This is a genomic window from Rhodococcus sp. ACT016 (genome assembly GCF_050477185.1).
Taxonomy (GTDB): Bacteria; Actinomycetota; Actinomycetes; order Mycobacteriales; family Mycobacteriaceae; genus Prescottella.
Genome location: NZ_JBEAET010000001.1, coordinates 2,380,602 through 2,405,743 on the forward strand (window position 1 = coordinate 2,380,602; position 25,142 = coordinate 2,405,743).

General features: G+C 66.5%; 18 protein-coding genes and 3 rRNA genes. 4 read left to right on the forward strand and 17 right to left on the reverse strand.

Translation table 11 applies throughout. The features are described 5' to 3' along the window. Positions 1-113: 113 nt before the first annotated feature. From xerD to ACQ5DX_RS11060, 8 genes are all read right to left on the reverse strand, one after another. Positions 114-1,043: a site-specific tyrosine recombinase XerD gene (xerD, locus tag ACQ5DX_RS11025; protein WP_430332658.1), complete on the reverse strand. Its 930-nt coding sequence runs from the start codon at positions 1,041-1,043 to the stop codon at positions 114-116. Next, entirely contained in the window at positions 1,040-1,690 is a 651-nt protein-coding gene (locus ACQ5DX_RS11030) for an NUDIX domain-containing protein (protein ID WP_430332659.1), read from the reverse strand. Before ACQ5DX_RS11030 ends, xerD begins: the two co-directional genes overlap by 4 nt. Before the next feature lie 9 nt (positions 1,691-1,699). Then, the gene (locus ACQ5DX_RS11035; protein ID WP_430332660.1) at positions 1,700-3,430 is read right to left on the reverse strand and encodes a CTP synthase; all 1,731 of its coding nucleotides are present in this window, start codon (positions 3,428-3,430) and stop codon (positions 1,700-1,702) included. 145 nt (positions 3,431-3,575) lie between these two features. Continuing rightward, a complete protein-coding gene (locus ACQ5DX_RS11040) occupies positions 3,576-4,520 on the reverse strand; it encodes a copper transporter (protein ID WP_430332661.1) in 945 nt (314 codons plus the stop codon). Beyond that, entirely contained in the window at positions 4,517-5,701 is a 1,185-nt protein-coding gene (steA, locus tag ACQ5DX_RS11045) for a putative cytokinetic ring protein SteA (RefSeq protein ID WP_430335625.1), read from the reverse strand. The genes ACQ5DX_RS11040 and steA overlap by 4 nt, the downstream gene beginning before the upstream one ends. A gap of 104 nt (positions 5,702-5,805) precedes the next feature. Then, entirely contained in the window at positions 5,806-7,584 is a 1,779-nt protein-coding gene (gene recN / locus ACQ5DX_RS11050; RefSeq protein WP_430332662.1) for a DNA repair protein RecN, read from the reverse strand. Between the two features lie 2 nt (positions 7,585-7,586). After that, the gene (locus tag ACQ5DX_RS11055) at positions 7,587-8,528 is read right to left on the reverse strand and encodes an NAD kinase (protein WP_430332663.1); all 942 of its coding nucleotides are present in this window, start codon (positions 8,526-8,528) and stop codon (positions 7,587-7,589) included. Further along, a complete protein-coding gene (locus ACQ5DX_RS11060; protein WP_430332664.1) occupies positions 8,525-9,358 on the reverse strand; it encodes a TlyA family RNA methyltransferase in 834 nt (277 codons plus the stop codon). Before ACQ5DX_RS11060 ends, ACQ5DX_RS11055 begins: the two co-directional genes overlap by 4 nt. Before the next feature lie 43 nt (positions 9,359-9,401). Between ACQ5DX_RS11060 and ACQ5DX_RS11065 the strand changes: the two genes are divergently transcribed. Then, on the forward strand, positions 9,402-9,569 hold the full coding sequence (locus ACQ5DX_RS11065) for a hypothetical protein (protein WP_430332665.1): 168 nt from the start codon (positions 9,402-9,404) through the stop codon (positions 9,567-9,569). An 83-nt stretch (positions 9,570-9,652) separates the two neighbouring features. Here ACQ5DX_RS11065 and ACQ5DX_RS11070 read toward each other — a convergent pair whose 3' ends face one another. The 7 genes from ACQ5DX_RS11070 to ACQ5DX_RS11100 all read right to left on the reverse strand — a co-directional run bounded on the left by ACQ5DX_RS11070 (position 9,653) and on the right by ACQ5DX_RS11100 (position 19,580). Beyond that, positions 9,653-10,675, reverse strand: coding sequence for an HAD-IIA family hydrolase (locus tag ACQ5DX_RS11070; protein WP_430332666.1), 1,023 nt, complete (start codon positions 10,673-10,675; stop codon positions 9,653-9,655). Beyond that, a complete protein-coding gene (locus tag ACQ5DX_RS11075) occupies positions 10,672-11,772 on the reverse strand; it encodes a hypothetical protein (protein WP_430332667.1) in 1,101 nt (366 codons plus the stop codon). The genes ACQ5DX_RS11070 and ACQ5DX_RS11075 overlap by 4 nt, the downstream gene beginning before the upstream one ends. A 60-nt stretch (positions 11,773-11,832) precedes the next feature. Continuing rightward, a 5S ribosomal RNA gene (gene rrf, locus ACQ5DX_RS11080) occupies positions 11,833-11,949 on the reverse strand. 131 nt (positions 11,950-12,080) lie between these two features. Then, positions 12,081-15,210: ribosomal RNA gene (locus tag ACQ5DX_RS11085) — 23S ribosomal RNA — on the reverse strand. Positions 15,211-15,534: 324 nt separating this feature from the next. After that, positions 15,535-17,053: ribosomal RNA gene (locus tag ACQ5DX_RS11090) — 16S ribosomal RNA — on the reverse strand. Together the 16S, 23S and 5S rRNA genes form the textbook arrangement of a ribosomal RNA operon. A gap of 606 nt (positions 17,054-17,659) precedes the next feature. Further along, positions 17,660-18,937, reverse strand: coding sequence for a tyrosine--tRNA ligase (gene tyrS, locus ACQ5DX_RS11095; RefSeq protein WP_430332668.1), 1,278 nt, complete (start codon positions 18,935-18,937; stop codon positions 17,660-17,662). Continuing rightward, positions 18,930-19,580 (reverse strand): DNA-3-methyladenine glycosylase, encoded by a 651-nt coding sequence (locus tag ACQ5DX_RS11100; protein WP_430332669.1) that lies wholly within the window; start codon positions 19,578-19,580, stop codon positions 18,930-18,932. The genes tyrS and ACQ5DX_RS11100 overlap by 8 nt, the downstream gene beginning before the upstream one ends. 109 nt (positions 19,581-19,689) lie before the next feature. Here ACQ5DX_RS11100 and ACQ5DX_RS11105 point away from each other — a divergent pair, with 109 nt between their 5' ends. From ACQ5DX_RS11105 to ACQ5DX_RS11115, 3 genes are read left to right on the forward strand one after another with little or no spacing between them, the layout of a single operon-like run. Next, positions 19,690-20,451: an ABC transporter ATP-binding protein gene (locus tag ACQ5DX_RS11105; RefSeq protein ID WP_430332670.1), complete on the forward strand. Its 762-nt coding sequence runs from the start codon at positions 19,690-19,692 to the stop codon at positions 20,449-20,451. Next, on the forward strand, positions 20,448-21,209 hold the full coding sequence (locus tag ACQ5DX_RS11110; RefSeq protein WP_430332671.1) for an ABC transporter permease: 762 nt from the start codon (positions 20,448-20,450) through the stop codon (positions 21,207-21,209). The genes ACQ5DX_RS11105 and ACQ5DX_RS11110 overlap by 4 nt, the downstream gene beginning before the upstream one ends. Then, positions 21,209-21,817 carry a TetR family transcriptional regulator gene (locus ACQ5DX_RS11115; protein ID WP_430332672.1) on the forward strand — a complete coding sequence of 203 codons (609 nt, stop codon included), beginning with the start codon at positions 21,209-21,211 and terminating at the stop codon, positions 21,815-21,817. Before ACQ5DX_RS11110 ends, ACQ5DX_RS11115 begins: the two co-directional genes overlap by 1 nt. Before the next feature lie 4 nt (positions 21,818-21,821). Here ACQ5DX_RS11115 and ACQ5DX_RS11120 read toward each other — a convergent pair whose 3' ends face one another. Together ACQ5DX_RS11120 and ACQ5DX_RS11125 are read right to left on the reverse strand one after the other, a co-directional pair. Beyond that, a complete protein-coding gene (locus tag ACQ5DX_RS11120) occupies positions 21,822-22,040 on the reverse strand; it encodes a Trm112 family protein (protein WP_430332673.1) in 219 nt (72 codons plus the stop codon). Positions 22,041-22,103: 63 nt separating this feature from the next. After that, the gene (locus tag ACQ5DX_RS11125) at positions 22,104-25,124 is read right to left on the reverse strand and encodes an acyl-CoA synthetase (protein ID WP_430332674.1); all 3,021 of its coding nucleotides are present in this window, start codon (positions 25,122-25,124) and stop codon (positions 22,104-22,106) included. Between the last annotated feature and the right edge of the window lie 18 nt (positions 25,125-25,142).

A 25,142-nucleotide genomic window follows, 5' to 3' on the forward strand; every position in this document is an offset into this window, starting at 1 on the left:
TGCGGTGTCACCACGGTCCGATGTCCCCTGTCCTGTCGAATCCGTCCTGTCTTCCAGCTGATTTCGTAACGCTACCGCTTCGTGACATCAAACGACGGCCAACACGCACCGCGTCAGCGGGCCCGCGGGTGCGCCTGTGCCCACACTTCGCGTAGCGCTGTGACGGTCACCATGGTGTAGATCTGCGTCGTCGTCACCGACGAATGTCCCAACAATTCCTGGACGACACGCACGTCCGCGCCGCCGTCGAGCAGGTGCGTGGCGAAGGAGTGCCGCAGTGTGTGCGGCGACACCGCGACCACGATCCCGGCCTTCTCGGCGGCGTCGTGCAGGACCTGCCACGCGCTCTGCCGCGACAGTCGTCCACCGCGGGCATTGAGGAACAGCGCCGGCGTGCCGCGCGCCACCAAGCCGGGCCGCCCCCGCACCAGATAGTTGTCGATCGCCGCGATCGCGGGCCGGCCGACCGGCACGACGCGTTCCTTGCCGCCCTTACCGCGCAGCAGAATCGATCGCGACTCGGTGTCGAGGTCGTCGACGTCGAGCCCGACGGCCTCGGAGATGCGCGCACCGGTCGAGTACAGCAACTCGAGCAGCGCCCGGTCCCGGAGCGTGCGCGGATTGTCGGATGCCCCGTCGCCGCCGGCCGCGTCGAGGATCGCGAGCACGTCGTCGAGTGGGAGAGATTTCGGCAGCCGCCGACCGGGAGTCGGGGGCTTGACGGCCCGCGCGACGTCCGCGGGTGTCACGCCCTCCGCGGCGGCGAAGCGGTGCAGTCCGCGCACCGCGATCAGCGCGCGTGCCGCCGAACTGGGCGCGAGCGCGACCGTCCCGGAATCCGGATCACCACGCCGCAGCGCGACGACGAACTCGCTGACGTCGGACTCGCCGACCGAACGGAGATCGTCGATGCCGCGGTCGGAGAGGAAACGCGCGTACCGGTCGAGGTCACGACGGTACGAGCTGAGCGTGTTGCGCGCCGAGCCACGCTCGACGGCCAGATGATCCAGGTACGTGTCGATCTGACCGCCCAGCGCGGTCATGCGGATTCGCTGTCGGTCCGACCGTGCTTGCGCCGCGCGAACGTCTCGGGACGATCGACCCACGGCGCGTCCGACGACCGCAGGCCGTCTCCCCGGACGCGTGCCGCGGCGAGGGCGAGGATCCCGGACACCGCGGTGGCGTTGACGATTTCTCCGCGCAACGCCATCGTGACGGCCTCGTCGAGGGGCACGCGAGTGATCTCGAGGTCGGCCTCCTCGTCGTGGGCGGCGGGCCGGTCGACCTCACGCAGCCCGGTCGCCAGGAACACCCGAACCGATTCGTCGGTGAATCCCGGCGACAGTGCGATGTCCACCAGGACGGACCAGTGGCCGGCTGCCAGCCCCGTCTCCTCCTGGAGTTCGCGGCGGGCGGCATCGAGCGGATCCTCGCCCGGCTCGTCGAGCAGCCCGGCCGGCAGCTCCCAGAGCCGACGTCCGAGCGGATGCCGGTACTGCCGGATGAGGACCAGCCGATCGGCGTCGTCGAGCACCGCGACGGCAACCGCGCCGTGGTGCTCGACGACCTCTCGATCGGCTTCTCGCCCGCCGGGCATAGCGACGCGATCCACACGCAGCGCGACGACCGCGCCGCTGTACACGTCACGCGAGTCGAGGGTGTGGAACTCGTGCTCCCCGGGCAGGCTCATGGGCGGCCGCTATCCGACGCTGTCCGCAGTGGTCGACTCGACGGACGCCTCGGGTGCGACATCGACCGGCAGCTGCTCGGCGGCCTTGTAGTCCAGCGCGGCACCGATGAACGCCGAGAACAGCGGGTGCGGGCGGGTCGGACGGCTCTTGAGCTCCGGATGTGCCTGCGTCGCAACGAAGAACGGGTGCTTGTCGGCGGGCAGCTCGACGAACTCGACGAGGTGTCCGTCCGGCGAGGTACCGGAGAACTGCAGTCCGCTCTTGGCGATGCGGTCGCGGTAGGCGTTGTTGACCTCGTAGCGGTGGCGATGACGCTCGGAGACGTTCTCGGCGCCGTACGCCCTGGCGACCACCGAACCCTTCGCCAGCACCGCCGGGTAGGCGCCCAGACGCATGGTGCCGCCCAGATCGGCCTCGCCGGCGACGATCTGCGCCTGATCGGCCATCGTCGAGATGACGGGGTGCTTGGTGTCCTGGTCGAACTCCTCCGAGTTCGCATCCTTCAGGCCCACCGAGCGGGCCGCCTCGATCACCACGGCCTGCAGACCCAGGCACAGGCCCAGCAGCGGGATCTTGTGGGTGCGGGCGTAGGTGATGGCGCCGAGCTTGCCCTCGATGCCGCGGATACCGAAGCCACCGGGGATCAGAACCGCGTCGACGTCACCGAGCGCGGCCTGAGCGCCCGCCTCGGTCTCGCACTCGTCGGACGGCACCCACGAGATGTCCACCTTGGAGTGGTGCGCGAAGCCGCCGGCGCGCAGGGCCTCGGTCACCGACAGGTAGGCGTCGGGCAGGTCGACGTACTTGCCGACCAGCGCGACCTTGACCGTCTCGCGCGGGTTGTGGACGCGGTCGAGCAGGTCGCCCCAGACGGTCCAGTCGACGTCGCGGAACGGCAGCCCCAGCTGGCGCACGACGTAGGCGTCGAGACCCTCGCGGTGCAGCACCTTCGGGATGTCGTAGATGGACGGCGCGTCGGGCGTCGAGATGCAGGCGTCGACGTCGACGTCGCACATCAGCGCGATCTTCGCCTTGAGCGCCTGCGGCACCTCGCGGTCGCAGCGCAGGATCAGCGCGTCGGGCTGGATACCGATGTTGCGCAGCGCCGCCACCGAGTGCTGCGTCGGCTTGGTCTTGAGCTCACCGGACGGGCCGAGGTACGGCACCAGCGACACGTGCAGGAAGAAGACGTTCTCGCGGCCGACGTCGTGGCGCACCTGGCGGGCGGCCTCGAGGAACGGCTGGGACTCGATGTCGCCGACCGTGCCGCCGATCTCGGTGATCACGACGTCCGGGACCTGCCCCTGCGCGTCGGCGCCGGCCATCGCGATGATGCGGCTCTTGATCTCGTCGGTGATGTGCGGGATCACCTGGACGGTGTCGCCCAGGTACTCGCCGCGGCGTTCCTTCGCGATCACCGCCGAGTAGACCTGCCCGGTCGTGACGTTGGCGAAGGCGTTGAGGTCACGGTCGAGGAAACGCTCGTAGTGTCCGACGTCGAGGTCGGTCTCGGCGCCGTCCTCGGTGACGAAGACCTCGCCATGCTGGAACGGGTTCATCGTTCCGGGATCGACGTTGAGGTAGGGGTCGAGCTTCTGCATCGTCACGCGCAGTCCGCGCGCGGTGAGCAACTCGCCGAGGCTGGAAGCGGTCAATCCCTTACCGAGGGAGGAGGCGACACCCCCGCTCACGAAGATGTGCTTGGTGGCGCTACGCGAATGGATGCGTGACTGTGGCAAAGGGGCTCCCGTGACGACTGTGCAGGACTTGGTCTGAGTTGAGCATGCTGGGGCCTGCCGACCCACGGGACTTCACGGTAACACCTGTCGCCCGGGAACCGTGCACGACGCTCCCGGTTTCCGAGCGACAAGCGTCACATGCGTGCTACGGCCGCGGCACACCCACGGTGATCGCAGCGGCGCCGGGGCCGGTCCCGTAGCGTCCGGAAACGCCTCCCAATTGCTCCTGAAGTGCGAGAACGGTCGTGATCCGCCCCGCCTCGCGGTCCACGTCGTCGACCGTCGTCAGCACCGCTGCCAGCGCGGCATCGGCGCGCGCGACCGCGATCGGGCCGTTGCCCTCTGCCGCGGCCGGCGGTCCGGCCAGCACGGTGCCCGCGCCGCGGCCGTCGACCGCGCCTGCGAACCGGGCGATCACAGCGCCGCGGTTGCCACCGTCGTTACCCGGGTCGCCGCGTCCGGTGAGGACTACCGCCAGCTGCGCCGGCTGGACGTTGCCGTCGTAGTCGATGAACCCGCCGCCGCGGAGCGTCTCGAGAGCCAGCGTCCGCTCCTCGGGCGTGGTCTGCGGCTGCGCCGTCTGCGGATTGAGCAGCAGCACCGAACCCAACAGGTCGCCGGCCAGGCTGCCCTGGTCGACGGCACCGGTCCGCAGCTGGATCCCGGCCGGGATGATGTTGGTCACCGTCGTGCGTAGCTGGTCGCCGTTGACGGAGTCGACGAACGACTTGGTCAGCGCGACCCGGCCGGTGACCGCACCGCCGGCTTGCGTCACGGACCGCTGCACGCCCTCGATGTCACCCGGGTCGGCGTCCGGGGTGGTGATCACGATCACCGAACGCTGCGCCAGCGTGTCGCGGAGGATCCGGTCGGACACTGCGGAGTCGAATCCGTCGGCTGCGGTGAGCTGCTCGCCGAGCTGGTTGTTCTGCTCGTTGAGGTTCTCGATCTGGTTCTGCAGTTCGGCCTTGTCGTCCCGCAGTCCCGAGAGCATGCCGTTGGAGAGCAGGCCGGAACCGAGGACCACGCCGATCGCGAGGGCCAGGAAGATCGCCGCTATGGAGATGGCGTGTTGACGCATCGAAATCACTTGAAGAGCCCCTGTACCCACAGCGCAAAGCTGTTCCACGTATCGATTGCCCAGTCCATTGCCTCGCCGCCGATGTTCGAGACGACCAGCGCGACGATCACCGCGGTCAGCGCCGCGAGCACCAGCAGCGCGATGGCCGCACCGGACACACGGCTGCGGTACAGCGTCGCGACGGCCTTGGCGTCCACCAGTTTCGGCCCCACCTTCAGGCGGGTCATGAACGCGGCCGGATTGGCGTCACGACGCCCGCGGTCGAAGAACTCGTCGAGCGAGACCGTGCAGCCCACCGTGACGATCAGCGACGCACCGTGATGGTCGGCCAGCAGCAGCGCCAGATCCGACGGCGAGGCCGACGCCGGGAACGTCATGGCGCCGATACCGAGGTCCTGGATGCGCGACAGGCCCTGCGCGTGCCCGTCCGGGTCGGCGGGCAGCACGACCTCGGCGCCGGACTTGAGCGTCTCGCTGGTGATCTGGTCCGGGTCGCCGACGATCAGGTCGGGCCGGTAGCCGGCCTTCGTCAGCGTGTCCGCTCCCGCGCCGACACCGACGAGGATCGGCGAATACTCCTTGATGAACGGCTTGAGTGCCTTCAGATCGGCCTGGTGATCGGGGCCGTCGCCCACCACCACGACGTGCCGGTCCTTGAGGTCCACATCGATGTTCGGCACCCCCACGCCGTCGATCAGCAGCGGACTCTCCGACCGGATGAACTCGATCGTGTTGCCCGAGAACGCCTCGAGGTGGTCGACCAGACCGGTCTTGGCTTCGATCATCCGATCGGAGATCTCGGCCTCGGTCTGTTCCTCGCCCTCGGCGAGCTTGCGCTCGCCGGCGTACACGACGCCCTCGTGGATCCGGATCTTCGATCCGTCCTTGATCGCCTTGAAGATCTCGGTGCCGGCCGAGTCGATCAGCACGATGCCGTTCGCGACGAGAACCTCCGGACCGAGGTTCGGGTAGCGGCCGGTGATCGACGGCGACGCGTTGACGACGGCCAGCACGCCGGACGCCACGAGGGTGTCGGCGGTGACCCGGTCCAGGTCGATCTCGTCGAGTATGACGACGTCGCCGTGCCCGGCCCGCCGTAGCAGCTTGCCGGTGTCACGATCGACCCGAGCGATGCCACTGATTCCGGGGAGGGACTCGGTCTTACGGGAGAGCAGCGCCGGCATCTTCATGAGCTTGATGATCGCCCGTCGGAAACGGATGTTCGGGGAGGCGCGCCGTACCAGATACCACACCCGTCACAGCTTCACCAGCCATGAAGTCAGATTCCGTGCCGTCACGCGGGGGCGGTGCTGCGCTCCTGCCCGGCGATCGCGAGCAATTCCTCGGCGTGCGCGCGGCCGGTCTCGGTGTCGTCGAGCCCGGCGAGCATGCGAGCGAGCTCCACCACCCGCTCGTCCTCGGTCAACGTCCGGACGCCGCTGTCCACGCCGCTGCGCACATCGTCGGTCTTGTCGACCACCAGGTGCGTATCCGCGAACGCCGCGACCTGCGGCAGGTGCGTGACCACGATGACCTGGTGCGTGCGCGCGAGCCGCGCGAGCCGCCGCCCGATCTCCACCGCGGCCCGGCCACCGACACCGGCATCCACCTCGTCGAACACCATGGTCGCGCCCCGGTCGGATCCCGCGAGCACCACCTCGAGCGCCAGCATCACGCGGGAGAGCTCACCACCGGACGCGCTCTTGCTGATGGGCAGCGCCTGCGCGCCGCTGTGCGCGGCGAGACGGAACTCCACTTCGTCGATCCCTGACCCGCCGGCGTGCACCTCGCGACCGTCGACGGTGAGCGGCGCCGAATCGTTGGGTCCGGCCTCCCGCACCCGGACCGAGACGTCCAGCGCGGCCCGGCCCATCGCGAGTCCCGCCAGTTCGTCGCTGACAGCCTTCGCGAGCTTCGAGGCGGCCTTCGAACGCGCCGACGACAGCTTCACCGCGGCCTCGGCCGTGAGCTTCGCCGACTCCTCCACCCGCGCGGTGAGCGCGGCCAGGGCGTCGGCGGAGGTGTCGATCCGCGCGAGACGCTCCCGCGCCGATTCGGCCCACTCCAGCACGCCGTCGATGTCGGCGGCGTACTTGCGCGTCAGGGTCTTGAGCTCGGCCTGACGGGTCAACAGGTTGTCGAGTGCGCCCGGATCGCTCGGAAGCCCCGACAGGTACCCGGACAGCTCACCCGAGACGTCGGCGACCACCGCCATCGCCTCACCGAGCCGCGGGCCCAGCCCGGACAGGGCGGGATCGTCCGACGACTCGATCCGCGCGCGGGCCTCGCCGAGGAGGTCCAGGGCGCCGGTGCCACCGTCGACTCCCCCGTCGTCGAGTCCGACCAGAGCCGCCTGCGCGCCCTCGGCGGCCGTGTGGAGCGAATCGAGATCCCCGAGACGGCGGACCTCGTTGACGATGTCGGCGTCCTCGCCGGGCGTCGGCGCGATCCGGTCGATCTCCTCGAGCGCGAAGGTGAGCTGATCGGCTTCCTGGACGAGTTCGCGGGCGCGGCTGGTTCGTTCGATCAGTTCTGCACGCGCCTCGGTCCACTCCCCTCGATGCTTGCGATACCGCGCGAGCAGAGGCGCGATCGTCTTGTCCGCGAAGCGATCCAGGGCGCCGCGCTGCTGGTCGGGCCGCAACAGCCGCAGTTGGTCGTTCTGGCCGTGCACGGTGAGCAGCGGATCGGTGAACTCCGACAGGACACCCGCCGGAACGCTCCGTCCGCCCAGGTGGGCGCGCGATCGGCCGTCACCGCCGACGGTCCGAACCGCGATGATGCTGCCGTCCTCGTCGCGCTCGGCGCCGCAGGATTCGAGCAGCCTGGCCACCTCGCGGTCGACCTGCGGGGCTGACTCGTCGACGTGGAACCGGCCCTCGACGATCGCGCGGGCCGCCCCCACCCGGACTCGACCGGCGTCGGCTCGCGCGCCGCTGAGCAGATGCAGGCTCGTCACGACCATCGTCTTGCCGGCACCGGTCTCACCGGTGAGGACCGTGAGTCCGGCGTGGAACTGTGCGCAGGCCGACGAGATGGCCCCGAGGTTGTCGATCCGAATCTCCGCCAGCACCGCTACCGTTTCCTCCCTCGCCACCCCGTCACCGGAAGATCGAACTTGCGCACCATTCGGTCCGCGAACGGAGCCGAATCGAGTCGGACCCACCGAATCGGATCCTTGCCCCGGACCACCTCGACTCGTCCGCCCGCCGGTAGCTCCAGTGTGCGGCGGCCGTCGCAGAAGACGAGGCCGTCGTGGCTGTCGGCGACCGTCTCGACCGCGATGATCGACTCGGGGCTCGTGACCAGTGGACGCGCGAACAGCGCGTGGGCGTTGCTCGGAATCACCAGCAGCGCTTCGAGTTCCGGCCACACCACTGGCCCGCCCGCGGAGAAAGCGTACGCGGTGGACCCGGTGGGTGTCGCGATGAGCACGCCGTCGCAGCCGAACGCGGACACGGGCCGGCCGTCGACCTCGAGCACCACCTCGAGCACGCCAAGGCGAGAACGATTCTCGATGCTCGCCTCGTTGAGCGCCCATCCGCGCTGCACGATCCGGTCCTCGACGCGGATCAACACATCGACCGTCATCCGGTGCTCGATCCGGTACTCGCGGCGGACCACCTGGGCCATCGCCGTCTCGAGATGCTCGGCCTCCGCCTCGGCCAGGAATCCGATCCGGCCGAGGTTGATGCCGAGCACCGGCACGTCCGCGGACTGGGCGAGTTCGGCTGCGCGAAGGAAACTCCCGTCGCCACCGAGCACGATCACCATCTCGCAGTCCGCGGCAGCCCCGGGACCTTCCGGGACGACGCTGACCACCGGCTTGCCCGGTCCTGCCTCGAAGGACTCGATCCGGTCGACGTCCACCTCGTTCTCGAGCAGACGCAACGCGATCCCGGCGCGCGCACAGATCTCGGCCACACGGCGGGCGGTCTCGGTGATCTCCGCGCGGCCGGTGTGGGCCACCAGGAGGATCTGGCGCTCGGGCGCAGCCGAAGCCGACAGACCAGTCACTGGGGCCCCTCTTCGACAGCGCGACGAACCAGTTCCTCGACCGACGGGCCTTCACCCGTGTCGGCGGCCGCCGCGACGGTCTCCTTGCGCAACCAGAGGAAGTACTCCACATTGCCCGACGGGCCCGGCAGCGGACTCGCGACCGCGCCGACCGTCCGCAGACCCAGCTCGGCGGCAGCCTCGGCGACCTCGATGACGGCGGTGGCACGCAACTCGGGGTCACGCACCACGCCACCGGATCCGACGCGTTCCTTGCCGACTTCGAACTGTGGCTTGATCATCGGGACCAGATCGGCCCCATCGTTGACGCACGCGACGAGCGCGGGCAGCACCAGCTTGAGGGAGATGAACGACAGGTCGGCCACAACGAGATCGACCCGACCACCGATCGTTTCGGCGTCGATCGACCGGACATTGGTGCGGTCGACGACGTGCACGCGGTCATCCGACTGCAGTCGCCACACCAGCTGGCCGTATCCGACGTCGACCGCGACGACCTCGCGGGCGCCGTTGTGCAACAGGACGTCCGTGAATCCACCCGTGGACGCTCCCGCGTCGAGGCAGCGACGCCCGTCGACCGTCAGCCCCTGTGGCACGAACGCGTCGAGGGCACCGAGCAGCTTGTGCGCACCCCTCGAAGCCCACGAGATCTCTTCGTCGACGTCTGTGACCAGCAGCGGGGTCCCCGCCTCGATCGCGGTTGCGGGCTTGGTCGCTACGGTTCCAGCGATGAGGACGCGACCGGCCGCAATCAGTTCCACAGCCTGCTCACGCGAACGGGCGAGACCTCGCCGCACCAGTTCCGCATCGACTCTTGCTCGACGTGCCACCTCAGACCTTGTCCACTGCTGCCAGGGACTCAACGAGAACATCGTGAGCCCGTTCGAGAATCTGCACCTGCACCCCGAGCGTCGAAGCGTCGTCGACGTCGCCACTGGCGTCGTTCAACCGCTCGAGCAGGGCGTCGACACGGTGGTGAACATCCGCCGGATCGACACCGCCGCCGGATCCCGGGAGGTGCTGGCCTGGAAGTGGTACTGACGTGCTCATCGGTGCAAACCTAGCCCATTCGCACGACAACGGACCACCGACGACAGCCCCCAGCGGGACAGTTCGCCGTTCGGTCACATTACGCCGACCAGGACGGAGACCGCCGCCCGTGCCGTGTCATCGGCTGCCCGTAACCGGACGAACTCGGGATGATGCCACGCGGCGTCGAGAACCGCCAGGAATGCCCCGGCCCGATCGGCACCCGAGGTGCCGGTGGCCCCGTGATCGTCCGAGTGGACGACGAGGTCACCGCTGACGAACTCGACACGCCACCCGGGGTGATTCGCGACCGCCGAGGATGCAGCCGGCCGGTTGAGCGCGTCGAGCGACTCGGCGACGTAGGTCGGACGATGCATCTCGTCGGCACGCAGCAGGTCAGCCGTCGTGCTGACGCCGGTCAGCACCAGCAGCGACTCCACGCCGACCGCGTTCGCACCGGCGATGTCGGTATCGAGCCGATCGCCGACGACCAGAGGCCGCGACGCGCCGGCCCGACGGAGAGCATCTTCCATCAAGGGCGCGGCAGGCTTGCCCGCGACGATCGGATCGCGTCCCGTCGCAGTGCGCAGCGCGGCCACCATCGATCCGTTGCCAAGTACCAACCCGCGCTCGGTCGGGAGGGTCGAATCGATATTCGCGGCAATCCACAACGCACCGGCACGGATCGCGAGCGTCGCCTCGGCGAGGATCGCCCAGTCGGTCGCCGGCGAGTGCCCCTGGACGACCGCGACCGGCGCGTCCTCGAACCGTCGGACAGGTCGCAGACCGACGCGCTCGACCTCGTCGGCGAGAGCCTCGGTGCCGACCACCAGGACCACGGCCCCCGGATCGAGCTTCTCCGACAGCAGACGCGCCGCCGACTGCGAGCTGGTGACGACGTCCTGAACTGCCGCGTCGAATCCGAGCTCACGAAGATGCTCCGCGACCTCGGCCGGACTCCGGCTCGCATTGTTGGTGACGTACAGCTGACGCTGATCGCCCGCGGCCAGCGCCTCCCGGGCGCCCGGAATCACCTCCGGGCCCTGGTAGACGGTGCCGTCCAGATCGAGCAGCAGAACGTCGAACTTCTCCCGCAGTGCGGCGACGGGCTGCGTCACTGCCCTTCCCCGGTCAGTTCGGCCACACGCTCCTCTGCGTCCGTGTCACCGTCGACATCGGCGGCCGCGGAGTTGAGGAACCACTTGAGGCCGTCCTCGACCCGTCCCGCCGCGACCAACGCGTCGGCATATGCGTAGAACAGGCGCGCCGCCGCCGAACCCGTGCGCTTGGCGTCGAGATCGGGCGTCTGCAGCGTGACGACAGCCTGGTCGAACTGCCCGAGGTCCATGCGGGCACCCGCGACGACCATCCGCAGCTCGCTCGCCTCGTCGCCGGTCATGGCCCGGGCTTCGTCGCTGCGGCCGAGTTCGATGGCACGCTCGGGCCGACCGAGGCCACGCTCGCAGTCCGCCATGACCGCGAGGAACCCCGGACCACCGGACATGCGTCGCGCGGCACGCAGTTCCGACAGGGCCTCGGCCCATTCGCCGGCGTGATAGGCAGTGATGCCTGCAGTCTCGCGCACCACTGCGATGCGGCCGGCCCGCTGCCGCGCCGCACGAGCGTGCGCGAGCGCCAACCTGGGATCATCGTCGATCAGGCGACTCGCCATCACCAGGTGACGCGCGACCGCGTTCGCGTTGTTCTTGTCCAGGCTCAGCAGGTCACGGCGGACCGCCGGATCGAGTTCGCTCGCCTCGACCTCATCGGGGATGTCCGGTTCGTCGGGGCGAGCGTCGCGGCGCTGCGAGCCGACGGCCTCGCGGCCGCGGGCCGGGCCGAAACCGCCCTCGACGCCGCGGCGGCGAGGTCCGCCACCGGTGCCGCGACGATCGTCACCTCGGCCTGCGAACTGCCGGCGGTCGTCTCCGCGACGTTCTCCGCGGTTGTCGTCTCGGCGCGGGCCACCACGGCGGTCGTCGCCTCCGCGGGCATCGCTTCGGCGATCGTCACCGCGACGGTCGTCGCGATCACGCCACTGTCCGGTGCCGCGCCCCTGGCCGCTGGCACGATCCTGGCCGTCTCTCGGTTCCCGACGTCGCTCATCGCGCGGACCACGACGGTCCGACGGTCGGTCGCCGCGGTGTCCTTCGGAACGGTGGGTCCCGTCTCCGCGGAAGTTGCGACGTTCACCACTGCTTTCCGACACAGCCATTCCTTTCGTACAAAACACGAAAGGGGACCCAGTGTGTCGGGTCCCCTTTCGGTAACGGATGTTCGGCGGTGTCCTACTCTCCCACACCCTGTCGAGTGCAGTACCATCGGCGCTGGAGGGCTTAGCTTCCGGGTTCGGAATGGGACCGGGCGTTTCCCCTCCGCTATGGCCGCCGTAACTCTATGAAACTGTCACACATTCAATTCCCCCGCCCGAACCACCCGCCGGCCACGAAGGCTTCGGGGTGTTGGGGGTGAATGGTATCTGTGTGTTGTTTCAGATACCGCACAGTGGACGCGTAGCTTCTTTGTGGTAAGTCCTCGGCCTATTAGTACCAGTCACCTCCATCCGTTACCGGACTTCCAGTTCTGGCCTATCAACCCGGTGGTCTGCCGGGGGCCTTACCCCCTCGAGGGGGTGAGAAACCTCATCTTGGAACAGGCTTCCCGCTTAGATGCTTTCAGCGGTTATCCCTTCCGAACGTAGCTAACCAGCAGTGCTCCTGGCGGAACAACTGGCACACCAGAGGTTCGTCCGTCCCGGTCCTCTCGTACTAGGGACAGCCTTCCTCAAGTTTCTAACGCGCGCGGCGGATAGAGACCGAACTGTCTCACGACGTTCTAAACCCAGCTCGCGTGCCGCTTTAATGGGCGAACAGCCCAACCCTTGGGACCTACTCCAGCCCCAGGATGCGACGAGCCGACATCGAGGTGCCAAACCATCCCGTCGATATGGACTCTTGGGGAAGATCAGCCTGTTATCCCCGGGGTACCTTTTATCCGTTGAGCGACACCGCTTCCACTTGCCGGTGCCGGATCACTAGTCCCGACTTTCGTCCCTGCTCGACCTGTCAGTCTCACAGTCAAGCTCCCTTGTGCACTTGCACTCGACACCTGATTGCCAACCAGGCTGAGGGAACCTTTGGGCGCCTCCGTTACATTTTGGGAGGCAACCGCCCCAGTTAAACTACCCACCAGGCACTGTCCCTGAACCAGATCATGGTCCGAGGTTAGATGTCCAATACGATCAGAGTGGTATTTCAACAACGACTCCACACACACTGGCGTGCATGCTTCACAGTCTCCCACCTATCCTACACAAACCGAACCGAACACCAATACCAAGCTATAGTGAAGGTCCCGGGGTCTTTTCGTCCTGCCGCGCGTAACGAGCATCTTTACTCGTAATGCAATTTCGCCGAGTCTGTGGTTGAGACAGCAGAGAAGTCGTTACGCCATTCGTGCAGGTCGGAACTTACCCGACAAGGAATTTCGCTACCTTAGGATGGTTATAGTTACCACCGCCGTTTACTGGGGCTTAAATTCTCAGCTTCGCCATTACTGGCTAACCGGTCCTCTTAACCTTCCAGCACCGGGCAGGCGTCAGTCCGTATACATCGTCTTACGACTTCGCACGGACCTGTGTTTTTAGTAAACAGTCGCTTCTCTCTGGTCTCTGCGGCCCCCACCAGCTCACGGAGCAAGTCCGATCACCAGCAGAGGCCCCCCTTCTCCCGAAGTTACGGGGGCATTTTGCCGAGTTCCTTAACCACAGTTATCTCGATCGCCTTAGTATTCTCTACCTGACCACCTGTGTCGGTTTGGGGTACGGGCCGTGTGAAAGCTCGCTAGAGGCTTTTCTCGGCAGCATAGGATCACTGAATTCGCCTCAATCGGCTACGCATCACGTCTCAGGCTACATGTGACCCGGATTTGCCTAGGTCACGCCCTACACGCTTACACCAGTATTACCACTGACTGGCTCAGCTACCTTCCTGCGTCACCCCATCGCTTGGCTACTACCAGATCGGTTCACGCGCATCCACCACCGGAGAACCCGAAGGTTCGAAGATGGCTTCAGGGCGCTTAGCATCACTGATTCACCAGGGGCGCGTTCACACGGGTACGGGAATATCAACCCGTTGTCCATCGACTACGCCTGTCGGCCTCGCCTTAGGTCCCGACTCACCCTGGGCGGATTAACCTGGCCCAGGAACCCTTGGTCATTCGGCGGACGAGTTTCTCACTCGTCTTTCGCTACTCATGCCTGCATTCTCACTCGTGCAGCCTCCACACCTGGATCACTCCGGCGCTTCCATGGCTGCACGACGCTCCCCTACCCATCCACACCACTGCCGGACGATCCGTAAACCATCCGGGGTGTTATGTGAATGCCGCGGCTTCGGCGGTGTACTTGAGCCCCGCTACATTGTCGGCGCAGGATCACTTGACCAGTGAGCTATTACGCACTCTTTCAAGGGTGGCTGCTTCTAAGCCAACCTCCTGGTTGTCTTCGCGACCCCACATCCTTTTCCACTTAGTACACGCTTAGGGGCCTTAGCCGGCGATCTGGGCTGTTTCCCTCTCGACTACGAAGCTTATCCCCCGCAGTCTCACTGCCGCGCTCTCACACTCTGGCATTCGGAGTTTGGCTGACGTCAGTAACCTTGTGGGGCCCATCGGCCATCCAGTAGCTCTACCTCCAGAGTGAAACACGCGACGCTGCACCTAAATGCATTTCGGGGAGAACCAGCTATCACGGAGTTTGATTGGCCTTTCACCCCTACCCACAGCTCATCCCCTCAGTTTTCAACCTAAGTGGGTTCGGGCCTCCACGACGTCTTACCGTCGCTTCACCCTGGCCATGGGTAGATCACTCCGCTTCGGGTCTAGAACATGCCACTGAAAACGCCCTATTCGGACTCGCTTTCGCTACGGCTACCCCACACGGGTTAACCTCGCGACATGCCGCTAACTCGCAGGCTCATTCTTCAAAAGGCACGCCATCACCCCCCACCCGAAGGTGCGAAGGCTCTGACGGATTGTAAGCGCACGGTTTCAGGTACTATTTCACTCCCCTCCCGGGGTACTTTTCATCTTTCCCTCACGGTACTAGTCCGCTATCGGTCACCAGGGAGTATTCAGGCTTATCGGGTGGTCCCGACAGATTCACAGCAGATTTCACGGGCCCGCTGCTACTCGGGTGTCCGTCACGACAGTCACCATGTTTTCGTCTACGGGACTCTCACCCTCTACGACAGGCCGTTCCAGACCACTTCGACTAACACGATGATTTCTTACTGTCGGCCAATCCGGCAGAATTGACAAGACGGATCCCACAACCCCACGAATGCAACGCCCGCCGGCTATCACACACCCATGGTTTAGCCTCTTCCGCTTTCGCTCGCCACTACTCACGGAATCACATGTTGTTTTCTCTTCCTGTGGGTACTGAGATGTTTCACTTCCCCACGTTCCCTCCACACGCCCTATATATTCAGGCGCGGGTAACCACACATCACTGTGGCTGGGTTTCCCCATTCGGAAATCCTCGGATCTCAGCTCGGTTGACAGCTCCCCGAGGCTTATCGCAGCCTCCTACGTCCTTCATCGGCTCCTGGTGCCAAGACATCCACCGTACGCTCTTAAACACTTACAACAAAGATGCTCGCGTCCACTGTGCAGTTCTCAAACAACACACAACACCCAGACTTCATGTGGCACCAGCCGGCAGAATAACCACCGCGGTATGACCACGCCCAGATGTTGTCGTTTCTTCCTTCGAGGAAACACTCGCGTGTTCTCTCAGGACCCAACAGTATGCCGATATATCACCCACCAGCCGGCACTCGGGCCCGCTGATCCGTGGATGAGCTTGTCAGTGTTCCACCCATGAGCACCACCGGATTACGTGTGAATCCGAAGTGGCTCTGCCCTCACACGCTCCCCGACTGTTCGGGGTGTGTGGGGAGATGCTCCTTAGAAAGGAGGTGATCCAGCCGCACCTTCCGGTACGGCTACCTTGTTACGACTTCGTCCCAATCGCCGATCCCACCTTCGACGGCTCCCTCCACAAGGGTTAGGCCACCGGCTTCGGGTGTTACCGACTTTCATGACGTGACGGGCGGTGTGTACAAGGCCCGGGAACGTATTCACCGCAGCGTTGCTGATCTGCGATTACTAGCGACTCCGACTTCACGGGGTCGAGTTGCAGACCCCGATCCGAACTGAGACCGGCTTTAAGGGATTCGCTCCACCTCACGGTATCGCAGCCCTCTGTACCGGCCATTGTAGCATGTGTGAAGCCCTGGACATAAGGGGCATGATGACTTGACGTCGTCCCCACCTTCCTCCGAGTTGACCCCGGCAGTCTCCTGCGAGTCCCCGCCATTACGCGCTGGCAACACAGGACAAGGGTTGCGCTCGTTGCGGGACTTAACCCAACATCTCACGACACGAGCTGACGACAGCCATGCACCACCTGTATACCGACCACAAGGGGGGCCGTATCTCTACGGCTTTCCGGTATATGTCAAACCCAGGTAAGGTTCTTCGCGTTGCATCGAATTAATCCACATGCTCCGCCGCTTGTGCGGGCCCCCGTCAATTCCTTTGAGTTTTAGCCTTGCGGCCGTACTCCCCAGGCGGGGCGCTTAATGCGTTAGCTACGGCACGGATCCCGTGGAAGGAAACCCACACCTAGCGCCCACCGTTTACGGCGTGGACTACCAGGGTATCTAATCCTGTTCGCTACCCACGCTTTCGCTCCTCAGCGTCAGTTACTGCCCAGAGACCCGCCTTCGCCACCGGTGTTCCTCCTGATATCTGCGCATTTCACCGCTACACCAGGAATTCCAGTCTCCCCTGCAGTACTCAAGTCTGCCCGTATCGCCTGCAAGCCCGCAGTTGAGCTGCGGGTTTTCACAGACGACGCGACAAACCGCCTACGAGCTCTTTACGCCCAGTAATTCCGGACAACGCTCGCACCCTACGTATTACCGCGGCTGCTGGCACGTAGTTGGCCGGTGCTTCTTCTGCAGGTACCGTCACTTTCGCTTCGTCCCTGCTGAAAGAGGTTTACAACCCGAAGGCCGTCATCCCTCACGCGGCGTCGCTGCATCAGGCTTTCGCCCATTGTGCAATATTCCCCACTGCTGCCTCCCGTAGGAGTCTGGGCCGTGTCTCAGTCCCAGTGTGGCCGGTCGCCCTCTCAGGCCGGCTACCCGTCGTCGCCTTGGTAGGCCATTACCCCACCAACAAGCTGATAGGCCGCGGGCCCATCCTGCACCAGTAAACCTTTCCACCCCCAACCATGCGATCGGAGGTCATATCCGGTATTAGACCCAGTTTCCCAGGCTTATCCCAGAGTGCAGGGCAGATCACCCACGTGTTACTCACCCGTTCGCCGCTCGTGTACCCCCGAAAGGGCCTTACCGCTCGACTTGCATGTGTTAAGCACGCCGCCAGCGTTCGTCCTGAGCCAGGATCAAACTCTCCGTTGAAGACTCTAGATTGGCCGGCGAACCGGCAATCAGCCATAGACATCGAGTCAAATCACTAGCGTAAAAACTCAAACTAGCTTGCACTGACCGCCCCAGACGGAAGAATGAGACGATCAGCAAATACCCACCCCATCGAAAATGATGGCGTGGAGTACCAAATAATTTGGCACTGACATTCATCGACACACTGTTGAGTTCTCAAAGAACACGCGCACACCATCACTCGAAACTTTGCAGTTCCTCGTTCCGGGGCAACCGTTCCAGCTTATCCCACCCGAGAAGCAAGTGCAAACTCGCTCCCCATCCGGGCCACCCGGACGCACTACAACCACCCTACACGAGGCAGGGAAGCCAAACTTCCGGGTGAATCAGGCGCTCCCCGTACAACCTCGTTTTCCCTCGCTGACCTGTGAAGATCGCGTCCGGGTCGGTGTCCGTGTCGCTCTGACCTGGAATAAGTTACGGGGCTTCGCCGCCATTCGCCAAATCGCCTGGTCAGGCACCCCACCACTCGATGCCCGTCCAAGAAACCCCAGGTAACACGAAGGGGGCGGGACGAATCCCGCCCCCTCAGGGCCCAACTAGTGCGACGTGACGCCCGCCACGTCAGCCCGCGAGCACCTTGACGCCGGCGAAGTTCTTGCGGCCGCGACGGATGACCAGCCACTGTCCGTGCAGCATGTCCGCGGTTCCGGGCTCCCAGTCCTCGGCCTCGACACGCTGGTTGTTCACGTAGGCACCGCCCTCCTTGACCGCGCGCCGCGCCGCTCCCTTGCTCTCGCACAGCCCACTCGCGACGAGGAGATCGACGATGGTGCGCGGCTGACCGGCCCCGATCTCGGCGATGGACGCCTCCTTCAGCGCGGCGGCCAGCGTCGACTCGTCGAGCTCACTCAGCTCGGCGCGACCGAACAGCGCCTTGCTCGCGTGCTCGACTGCATCGGTGTTGGCCTGCCCGTGCACCAGCGTGGTCATCTCCGCGGCGAGGCGGCGCTGCGCCTCACGCGCCTGCGGGCGCTCGGCGGTCGCGGTCTCGAGCTCGGCGAGTTCTTCCTGCGTGAGGAAGGTGAACCAACGCAGGTAGCGCATGACGTCGGCATCGCCGGTGTTCACGAAGTACTGGTACCAGGCGTACGGGCTGGTCATCTCGGGATCGAGCCACAGGCTGCCGCCACCGGTGGACTTGCCGAACTTCTTGCCGTCGGCAGACGTCACGAGCGGCACCGTCATCGCATGGACGGATGCCCCGTCGAGCTTCCGGTTCAGGTCGACGCCGGCGATGATGTTGCCCCACTGATCGGAGCCACCGACCTGGACCGTGCAGCCGTAGTTGCGGCGCAGGTGTACGAAGTCGTTCGCCTGCAGCAGCATGTAGCTGAATTCGGTGTAGGAGATGCCGTCGGACTCGAGGCGCCGCTTGACGGTGTCGCGGGCGAGCATGACGTTCACCGAGAAGTGCTTGCCGATATCGCGCAGGAAGTCGATCGCGGTGAGCTTCGAGGTCCAGTTCGCGTTGTTCTCGATGACGGCGCCGGTCGGCGACTCGTCGAAGTCGACGAACCGCTCGAGCTGCGAGCGGATGCGCTCCGCCCAGTCGGCGACCGTGTCCGCGGAGTTCATGGTGCGCTCGCCGACGTCGCGCGGGTCACCGATCATTCCGGTGGCCCCGCCGGCGAGGACGATGGGCCGGTGGCCGGCGCGCTGGAAGCGCTTGAGGGCGAGCAGTGGCACGAGGTGGCCGGCGTGCAGGCTCGGTCCGGTGGGATCGAATCCGGCATACAACGTGACTGGACCGGCCTCGGTTTCACGACGCAGTGCGTCCAGATCGGTCGACTGGGCGATGAGCCCCCGCCAGGTCAATTCGTCAAGGATGTTCTCAGTCACGCACCCGATCATCCCACCGTGTGGTGGGGGCGGGTGCGCGCGGGCTGCGGCGATAGGCCGACACCGCCGCCGAACCGGGGAGCCAGAGCCGCCACGGGACGTCGGCGGCAACCGCAACGCCCACCCGCGGACCACTGCGGTAGTCGCCGGCCTCCCCCAACAGCAAGCGCATGCCCGGGTCGACACCGAAGAGATCGAATCCGTTGTGGTCGAGAGTGAGCCCCATCGCGGAACCGAGGTTTCCGGGCCCGCGGGCGGCGTCGGCCGGCCTGCGGATCGCCGGACGTCGCGTGGCCACCAGTTCGGCACCGTCGACGATTTCGGCGGCACGCAACAGGACGCCGCCGGCGATGCCATCAGGCCCGTACGACACGTTCGCGCAGAAATGCATGCCGTAGCTGCGGTACACGTACAGGTGCCCGGCTTCGCCGAACATGACCGCGTTCCGCGGCGACCGGCCCCGGTAGGAGTGCGACGCGGGATCGGGCCACGGCCCCGACCGCTCTCCGCCGTACGCCTCGACCTCGACGATCCGCGCGCGGACGGTGCCGACTGTCAGCGTTGCCCCGAGGACGACCCGCGCAGCGTCGAGCGGATGTTCGACGTTCCGGAGTGCGTCTCGGCCGGTGGAGGTCACGATCACGATTGTGCACGTATGCGCGTTCGATACCGGAGAACCGTTGACCCGGGCCGCGCAGCGGACAAATAATTCATCGAGCGATGAGTTCATCACCCGATGAATCGAGGTCGACATGACCGGAACATCCGAACCGTTCGCTGCGGATTCGCTCGCACCCGCCGTCGAGATACGTGGCCTGAACGTGCGCCGCGGCGGTGCACCCGCGCTGCGCGACATGAGCCTGTCGATTCCCTACGGGTCGATAACCGGGTTGCTGGGGCCGTCGGGCTGCGGCAAGACCACCCTGATGCGATGCATCGTCGGCACCCAGATCATCGAGTCGGGAGAGGTGACGGTGCTCGAGCGACCGGCAGGATCGCCGTCGCTGCGTCGTCGAATCGGCTACGTCACCCAGGACCCCAGCGTGTACCTCGACATCAGCATCCGCGACAACGTGCGGTACTTCGCCTCGCTCTACGGGCGAGGGAGCGACGCGGTGGCGGAGACGATCGACGCGGTCGGACTGAGTTCGCACGCGCACCACGCCGCCGGTGACCTGTCCGGCGGTCAGCTCAGCCGGGTGTCCCTGGCGTGCGCGCTGGTCGGCCGCCCCGAGTTGCTCGTCCTCGACGAACCGACCGTCGGCCTGGACCCGGTGTTGCGCGCCGAGCTGTGGGGGCACTTCGCATCGCTGGCGGCGTCGGGCACCACGCTGCTGGTGTCGAGCCACGTGATGGACGAGGCCGACCACTGCGAGAGCCTGCTGCTCCTGCGCGAAGGCCGGCTGCTGGCACACGTGCCGCCGGACGAACTGCGTCGGCGCACCGGCAAGTCGAACCTGGAGGAGGCGTTCCTCGTCCTGATCCGGGACCAGCAGGTGGGAGTCCAGCAATGATCGTCAATCCGCGCATCTACGCGTCGAGCACCACCCGCATCCTCCGTCAGCTCCGCACGGACCGACGGACGGTCGCGATGATCCTGTTCGTCCCGTCGTTGATCATGGTGTTGTTCTACTTCCTGTACCAGAACGTGCCGACCCCACCCGGGCAGGTTCCGCTGTTCGACCGGATCGCAATCACGATGCTCGGCATCATCCCGTTCATCGTGATGTTCCTGGTGACATCGATCGCGATGCAACGCGAACGCAGTTCCGGGACCCTGGAACGGCTGCTGACCACTCCCCTGTCGAAACTCGATCTCCTCGCCGGCTACGGGACTGCCTTCTCGACGGCCGCGGCCGCGCAGGCGGCGCTGGCGTGTCTCGTCGCCTTCGGATTCCTGAGCCTGACCACGCAGGGCAGCGTCTTCTGGGTGATCCTGATCGCCGTGGTCAACGCGGTGCTCGGCGTCGCCCTCGGATTGTTGTGCAGCGCCTTCGCGCGCACCGAGTTCCAAGCCGTGCAGTTCATGCCCGTGATCGTGATTCCGCAGCTCCTGTTGTGCGGTCTGCTGGTGCCGCGCGGGCAGCTTCCGCAGTGGCTCGAGTGGATCAGCAACGTGCTCCCGCTCAGCTACGCGGTCGAGGCGCTGCAGCAGGTGGCGACACATCCCGGAACGACGGCGCTGATGTGGCGCGACCTCGGGATCGTCGTACTGTTCGTCGTCGTCGCACTGGGCCTCGGAGCCGCGACGCTCCGCCGCCGCACTCCGTGATGGTGGACTCGACGGCGCCACCGACCCGGCCCGGACGCCGTCCGGGCCCGCCGGTGACGCGCGACCGGATCCTGCGCGCTGCCCGAGATCAGTTCGCCGACAAGGGGTTCGACCACACCACGATCCGATCGATCGCGTCCGAGGCGGGCGTCGACTCGGCGCTGGTGCACCACTACTTCGGGACGAAGCAGCAACTGCTCGTCGAGGCGATCGCACTGCCGATGGATCCGACGGCGATCCTCAGGGCGTTCGGGTCCGTGCCGGTGGACGAACTCGGCGAGGCACTCGCACGCACCGTGATCGGCATCTGGGACTCACCACACCAGCCCGCGGTCGTCGCGGCGGTGCGATCGGCGCTCACGGGTGGTCGCGAACGACTGCTGCGCAGCTTCCTGCTGGAAGTGGCCCTCCGGGGCGTCGCCCCGCGGGTCGATTCGCCGCCCGGAACCGGTGAGCTGCGCGTCGCGCTCGTCGCCTCACAGATGGCCGGGCTGTTCCTCACCCGCCATCTCCTGGGCATCGAGGCACTCGGCGCGCTCTCGACGGAAGAGGTCGCCCGACTGGTCGCGCCGACGCTACAGCGCTACCTCACCGGGCCGCTCGAATGAGGGTTCAGGATTCCGACGCCGCGGCGCCGCGGGCGACGAAGTCCTCATGCTCGGCATCGGTGACGTCGCGTGCCTCGTCGATCAGCAGCACCGGGATGCCGTTCTCGATCGGGTACGCGCGGCGCAGCCGCGGGTTGTACAGCACCTCGTCGCCGACCAACAGCAACGGCCCCTTGTCCTGCGGGCACGCCAGAATGCTGAGCAGGGTGGGATCAATAGCCACTTCAGTCCTCTCGGGCCGTCCGGAATCTCGGCTGGTCCAGGCTACAAGTCGGATTCGGACGGGCTACGCGGGCACCCCACCTGGCTTCTCCGGCGCATCACCGAACCGGGCCGCGGCCGCCTTCGTGAAGCGCTTGTACCTGCCGGTGGGGGCGTCGAGGTACCACGCGCGCGTGCTCGGCTTCGGCAGCCCGGCCTCGCGAAGCTCGGCCGTCCCAGGCCGGTACGACGCGCCGAGCGGGATCCGGTCCACCACGTGCACGACGTCCGGGCACTGCGCCGTCGGCAACTGTCCCAACGCGGCGGTGAGCTCGGCGGCGGTGGGCACCCGCCCGTCGTGGACGGTGATCGCCGCGACGGCCACCTGGTGCTCACCGGCGGGCACGCCGTATGCGACCGCGAGGTCGACCTGTGGCATCTCGCCGAGGACGTCGACGATCGGTTGCGTGAACACCGGTCCGCAGGCAGCGCCGACGACGGTGCGCTTGTGGTCGACGAGCCAGTAGTCGCCGTCGGCGTCACGGCGGAAGAGGTTCTCCGTCGGGACCCACGCGTCGCCGGCCGCGAAGACGCCGCGCATCATGCCGGGCGCGACCTCCGATCGGGTGCCCGCGCGTCCGAGCAGCAGCCCCACCTCGTCGTCGGCGCATTCGCGGACGAACCCGTCCTCGTCCTCGAGCAGCCGTCCCTCGATCGGGTCGTAGGCGCCGAGCCGCACCTCTGCGCTGCCCGGCAGCGGCCGCCCCTTGGAGCCGATCTTGGCACCCGAGACGTTGACCAGAACCACATCGCCCTCGGTGGACGCGTAGAACTCGAGCACCTGCGCCGGGGCGAAGCGCTCGATGGTGCGGCGCCACAGCCCCGGTGGCATGCCGGACCCGATGAACAGGCGCACCGGGTGGCCGTGTTCGAGCGGGAGCGATTTGGCGTCGAGGATCTCCCGCATCATGGTCCACGTGTAGCTGACGACGGTGACGCCGTAGCGATGGACCTCCTCCGCGAAACGCTCCGGATCCAGGCCGCGGGACAGCGCAATGCGCGCCCCACCCGCCACCGCACCACCGAGGGTCGCCATCAGACCGGACGAATGATGAAGCGGTGCAAGGCAGTACACGGTGTCGCCGCGGCTGAGCGACGCCGCCGACGCGGTGCCGAACGCCGACAGCGCCCACCGGTGGTTGGTGATGAACTTAGCCTCGAGGCTGCTGGACGACCCACTGAAGATCACGAACGCGAGTTCGCGGGCCAGACCGGGGTCCGGGACGTACCAGCCGGGTAGGGCCACCGCGGCCGGATCGATCTGCTCGAGGTCAACGACGTCCGGCCCGAGTTCGACGGCGAGACCGCGGAACTCGCCACCACCGAGCACCAGCACCTGCTTGCCGCTCTCGACGGCGTCCTCGAGGTTGTCGGGGTCGGTGACGATCCGCTCCACCCTACCCAGGCGAATCGCCTCATGGAGGTCCCCGCCGGGCGGCAGCAGCACGGCGACGGCGCCGAGCCTGCTCAGCGCCGCGATCGTGACCAGCGCGCTGGGGCGGGTCTCCATCAGGACACCGACATGGGTGGCGGGCCGGACACCGGCGTGGATGAGGCCCCGCACGACGTTGTCGATCCTTGTGTTGACGGCGGCGTTGGTGTGGACGCGGTCGTCGAACAGGAAGCATTCGCCGCCGGGCGCCTGCCGGCCCTGCTCGGCGAGTAACAGGCCCAGCGAGATCCGCGAACGCGGCTGCAGCTGGCCGAGCCGGACCAGCCGGGGAAGCGCCCGCGCCGCCTCGATGGACAACTCGCGGGTGCCGCGGACGGTGTCGGTGGCGAAATCCGCGATCCCCTTGCTCACGCTGGCGCCGACCTCGGCGATCGACGCGACGGTGTGGGTGACCCGGTTGGCGAAGCTCACACCGCTGTCGTGACCGGACGGCTCGTCGTGGATCATGACGTCGACCGACTCCGGTCGCGACCCGATCCCTTCGCGCCAGCGCACCCATTCGCCGGTGGTCGGCCACGTGCGCGCCGCCGCGGCCGAACCGACCACGAGCCCGAAGTGTCCTGCGCGCAAGGTCGATTCGAACACCTCGGCGCGCGGCGCCGCGCGTTTGATGCCGCGCACCGCGAGGGGCTGACCGATGTCGTCGACCTCGCCGACGAACGCCAGGATCGGGCACGAGATCTCGGCGAGGCTCACGGCGGTGTTCCTGATGACGAAGCCGCCCGTCATCATCCGGTTGTGCACGATGAACTGCTTGAGCAGTTCGGCCACCGCGGGGCCCGACCACGCGACCCAGCCGTCCTGGGCGAGGAACCGGCGCTGCTGCTCGCGCGCCAGCAGCGCCTCGCGGTCGTGCAATTGCCGCAGGAAGTCGATGCGAGACTTGGCCGTCTTCACCGGATCGAGCAGTTGGAAGCCCGTGCGCGCCATCCAGCCGGCGATCGAGAGACGGTTGAAGACGTGATCGGCGAGGATGTCCGCGCCCTTGGTGGCGACGCCCGCCGGAATGTTGAACGGCAGCGCGGCGAGGGTGTCGACCGGCGCCCCGAACGTGACGAGGCCGGCGATGTTGCGGCACCGCCGATACGCGGCGGCCTGGTAGCAGAACATGCCGCCCTGCGAATAGCCGGACAGGTGGACGTCGCGTCCGGTGTGGTCGTGAACCAGGTCGACGATCTCGCTGATTGCCACGATGTGGTCGGCGAGGGTCCGGTCCCAGCCGCCCTCCTCGGTGTCGGGGGAACCGAAGTCGACCACCCACGGGTCGAGCCCCATCTCGTGCAGGATGCCGACCGCACCCTGGTCACGCGTGACGTCGTAGACGTCCGCCGACATCATCATCGGCGGGACGAGGACGATCGGGGGCCCCGCCTCGGCCGGATCGGTGTCCGGGAAGTAGCGACGCAGCCGATACATCGGGGCGCGCTCGACGATCTGGAACGGGGACGGTGTCGCACCCGTCTCCAGACCGCCGAGGCGCACCACCTCGAGACCGTTCTGCGCCGTGGCGATTGCCCGCCGCAGAGGGCCCATCACGTAATCGGAGCTCAAACTCACCAGTGCACTCCCCCAGCAACCCATCGTGACTTGCATCACATACTGTTCGATGAG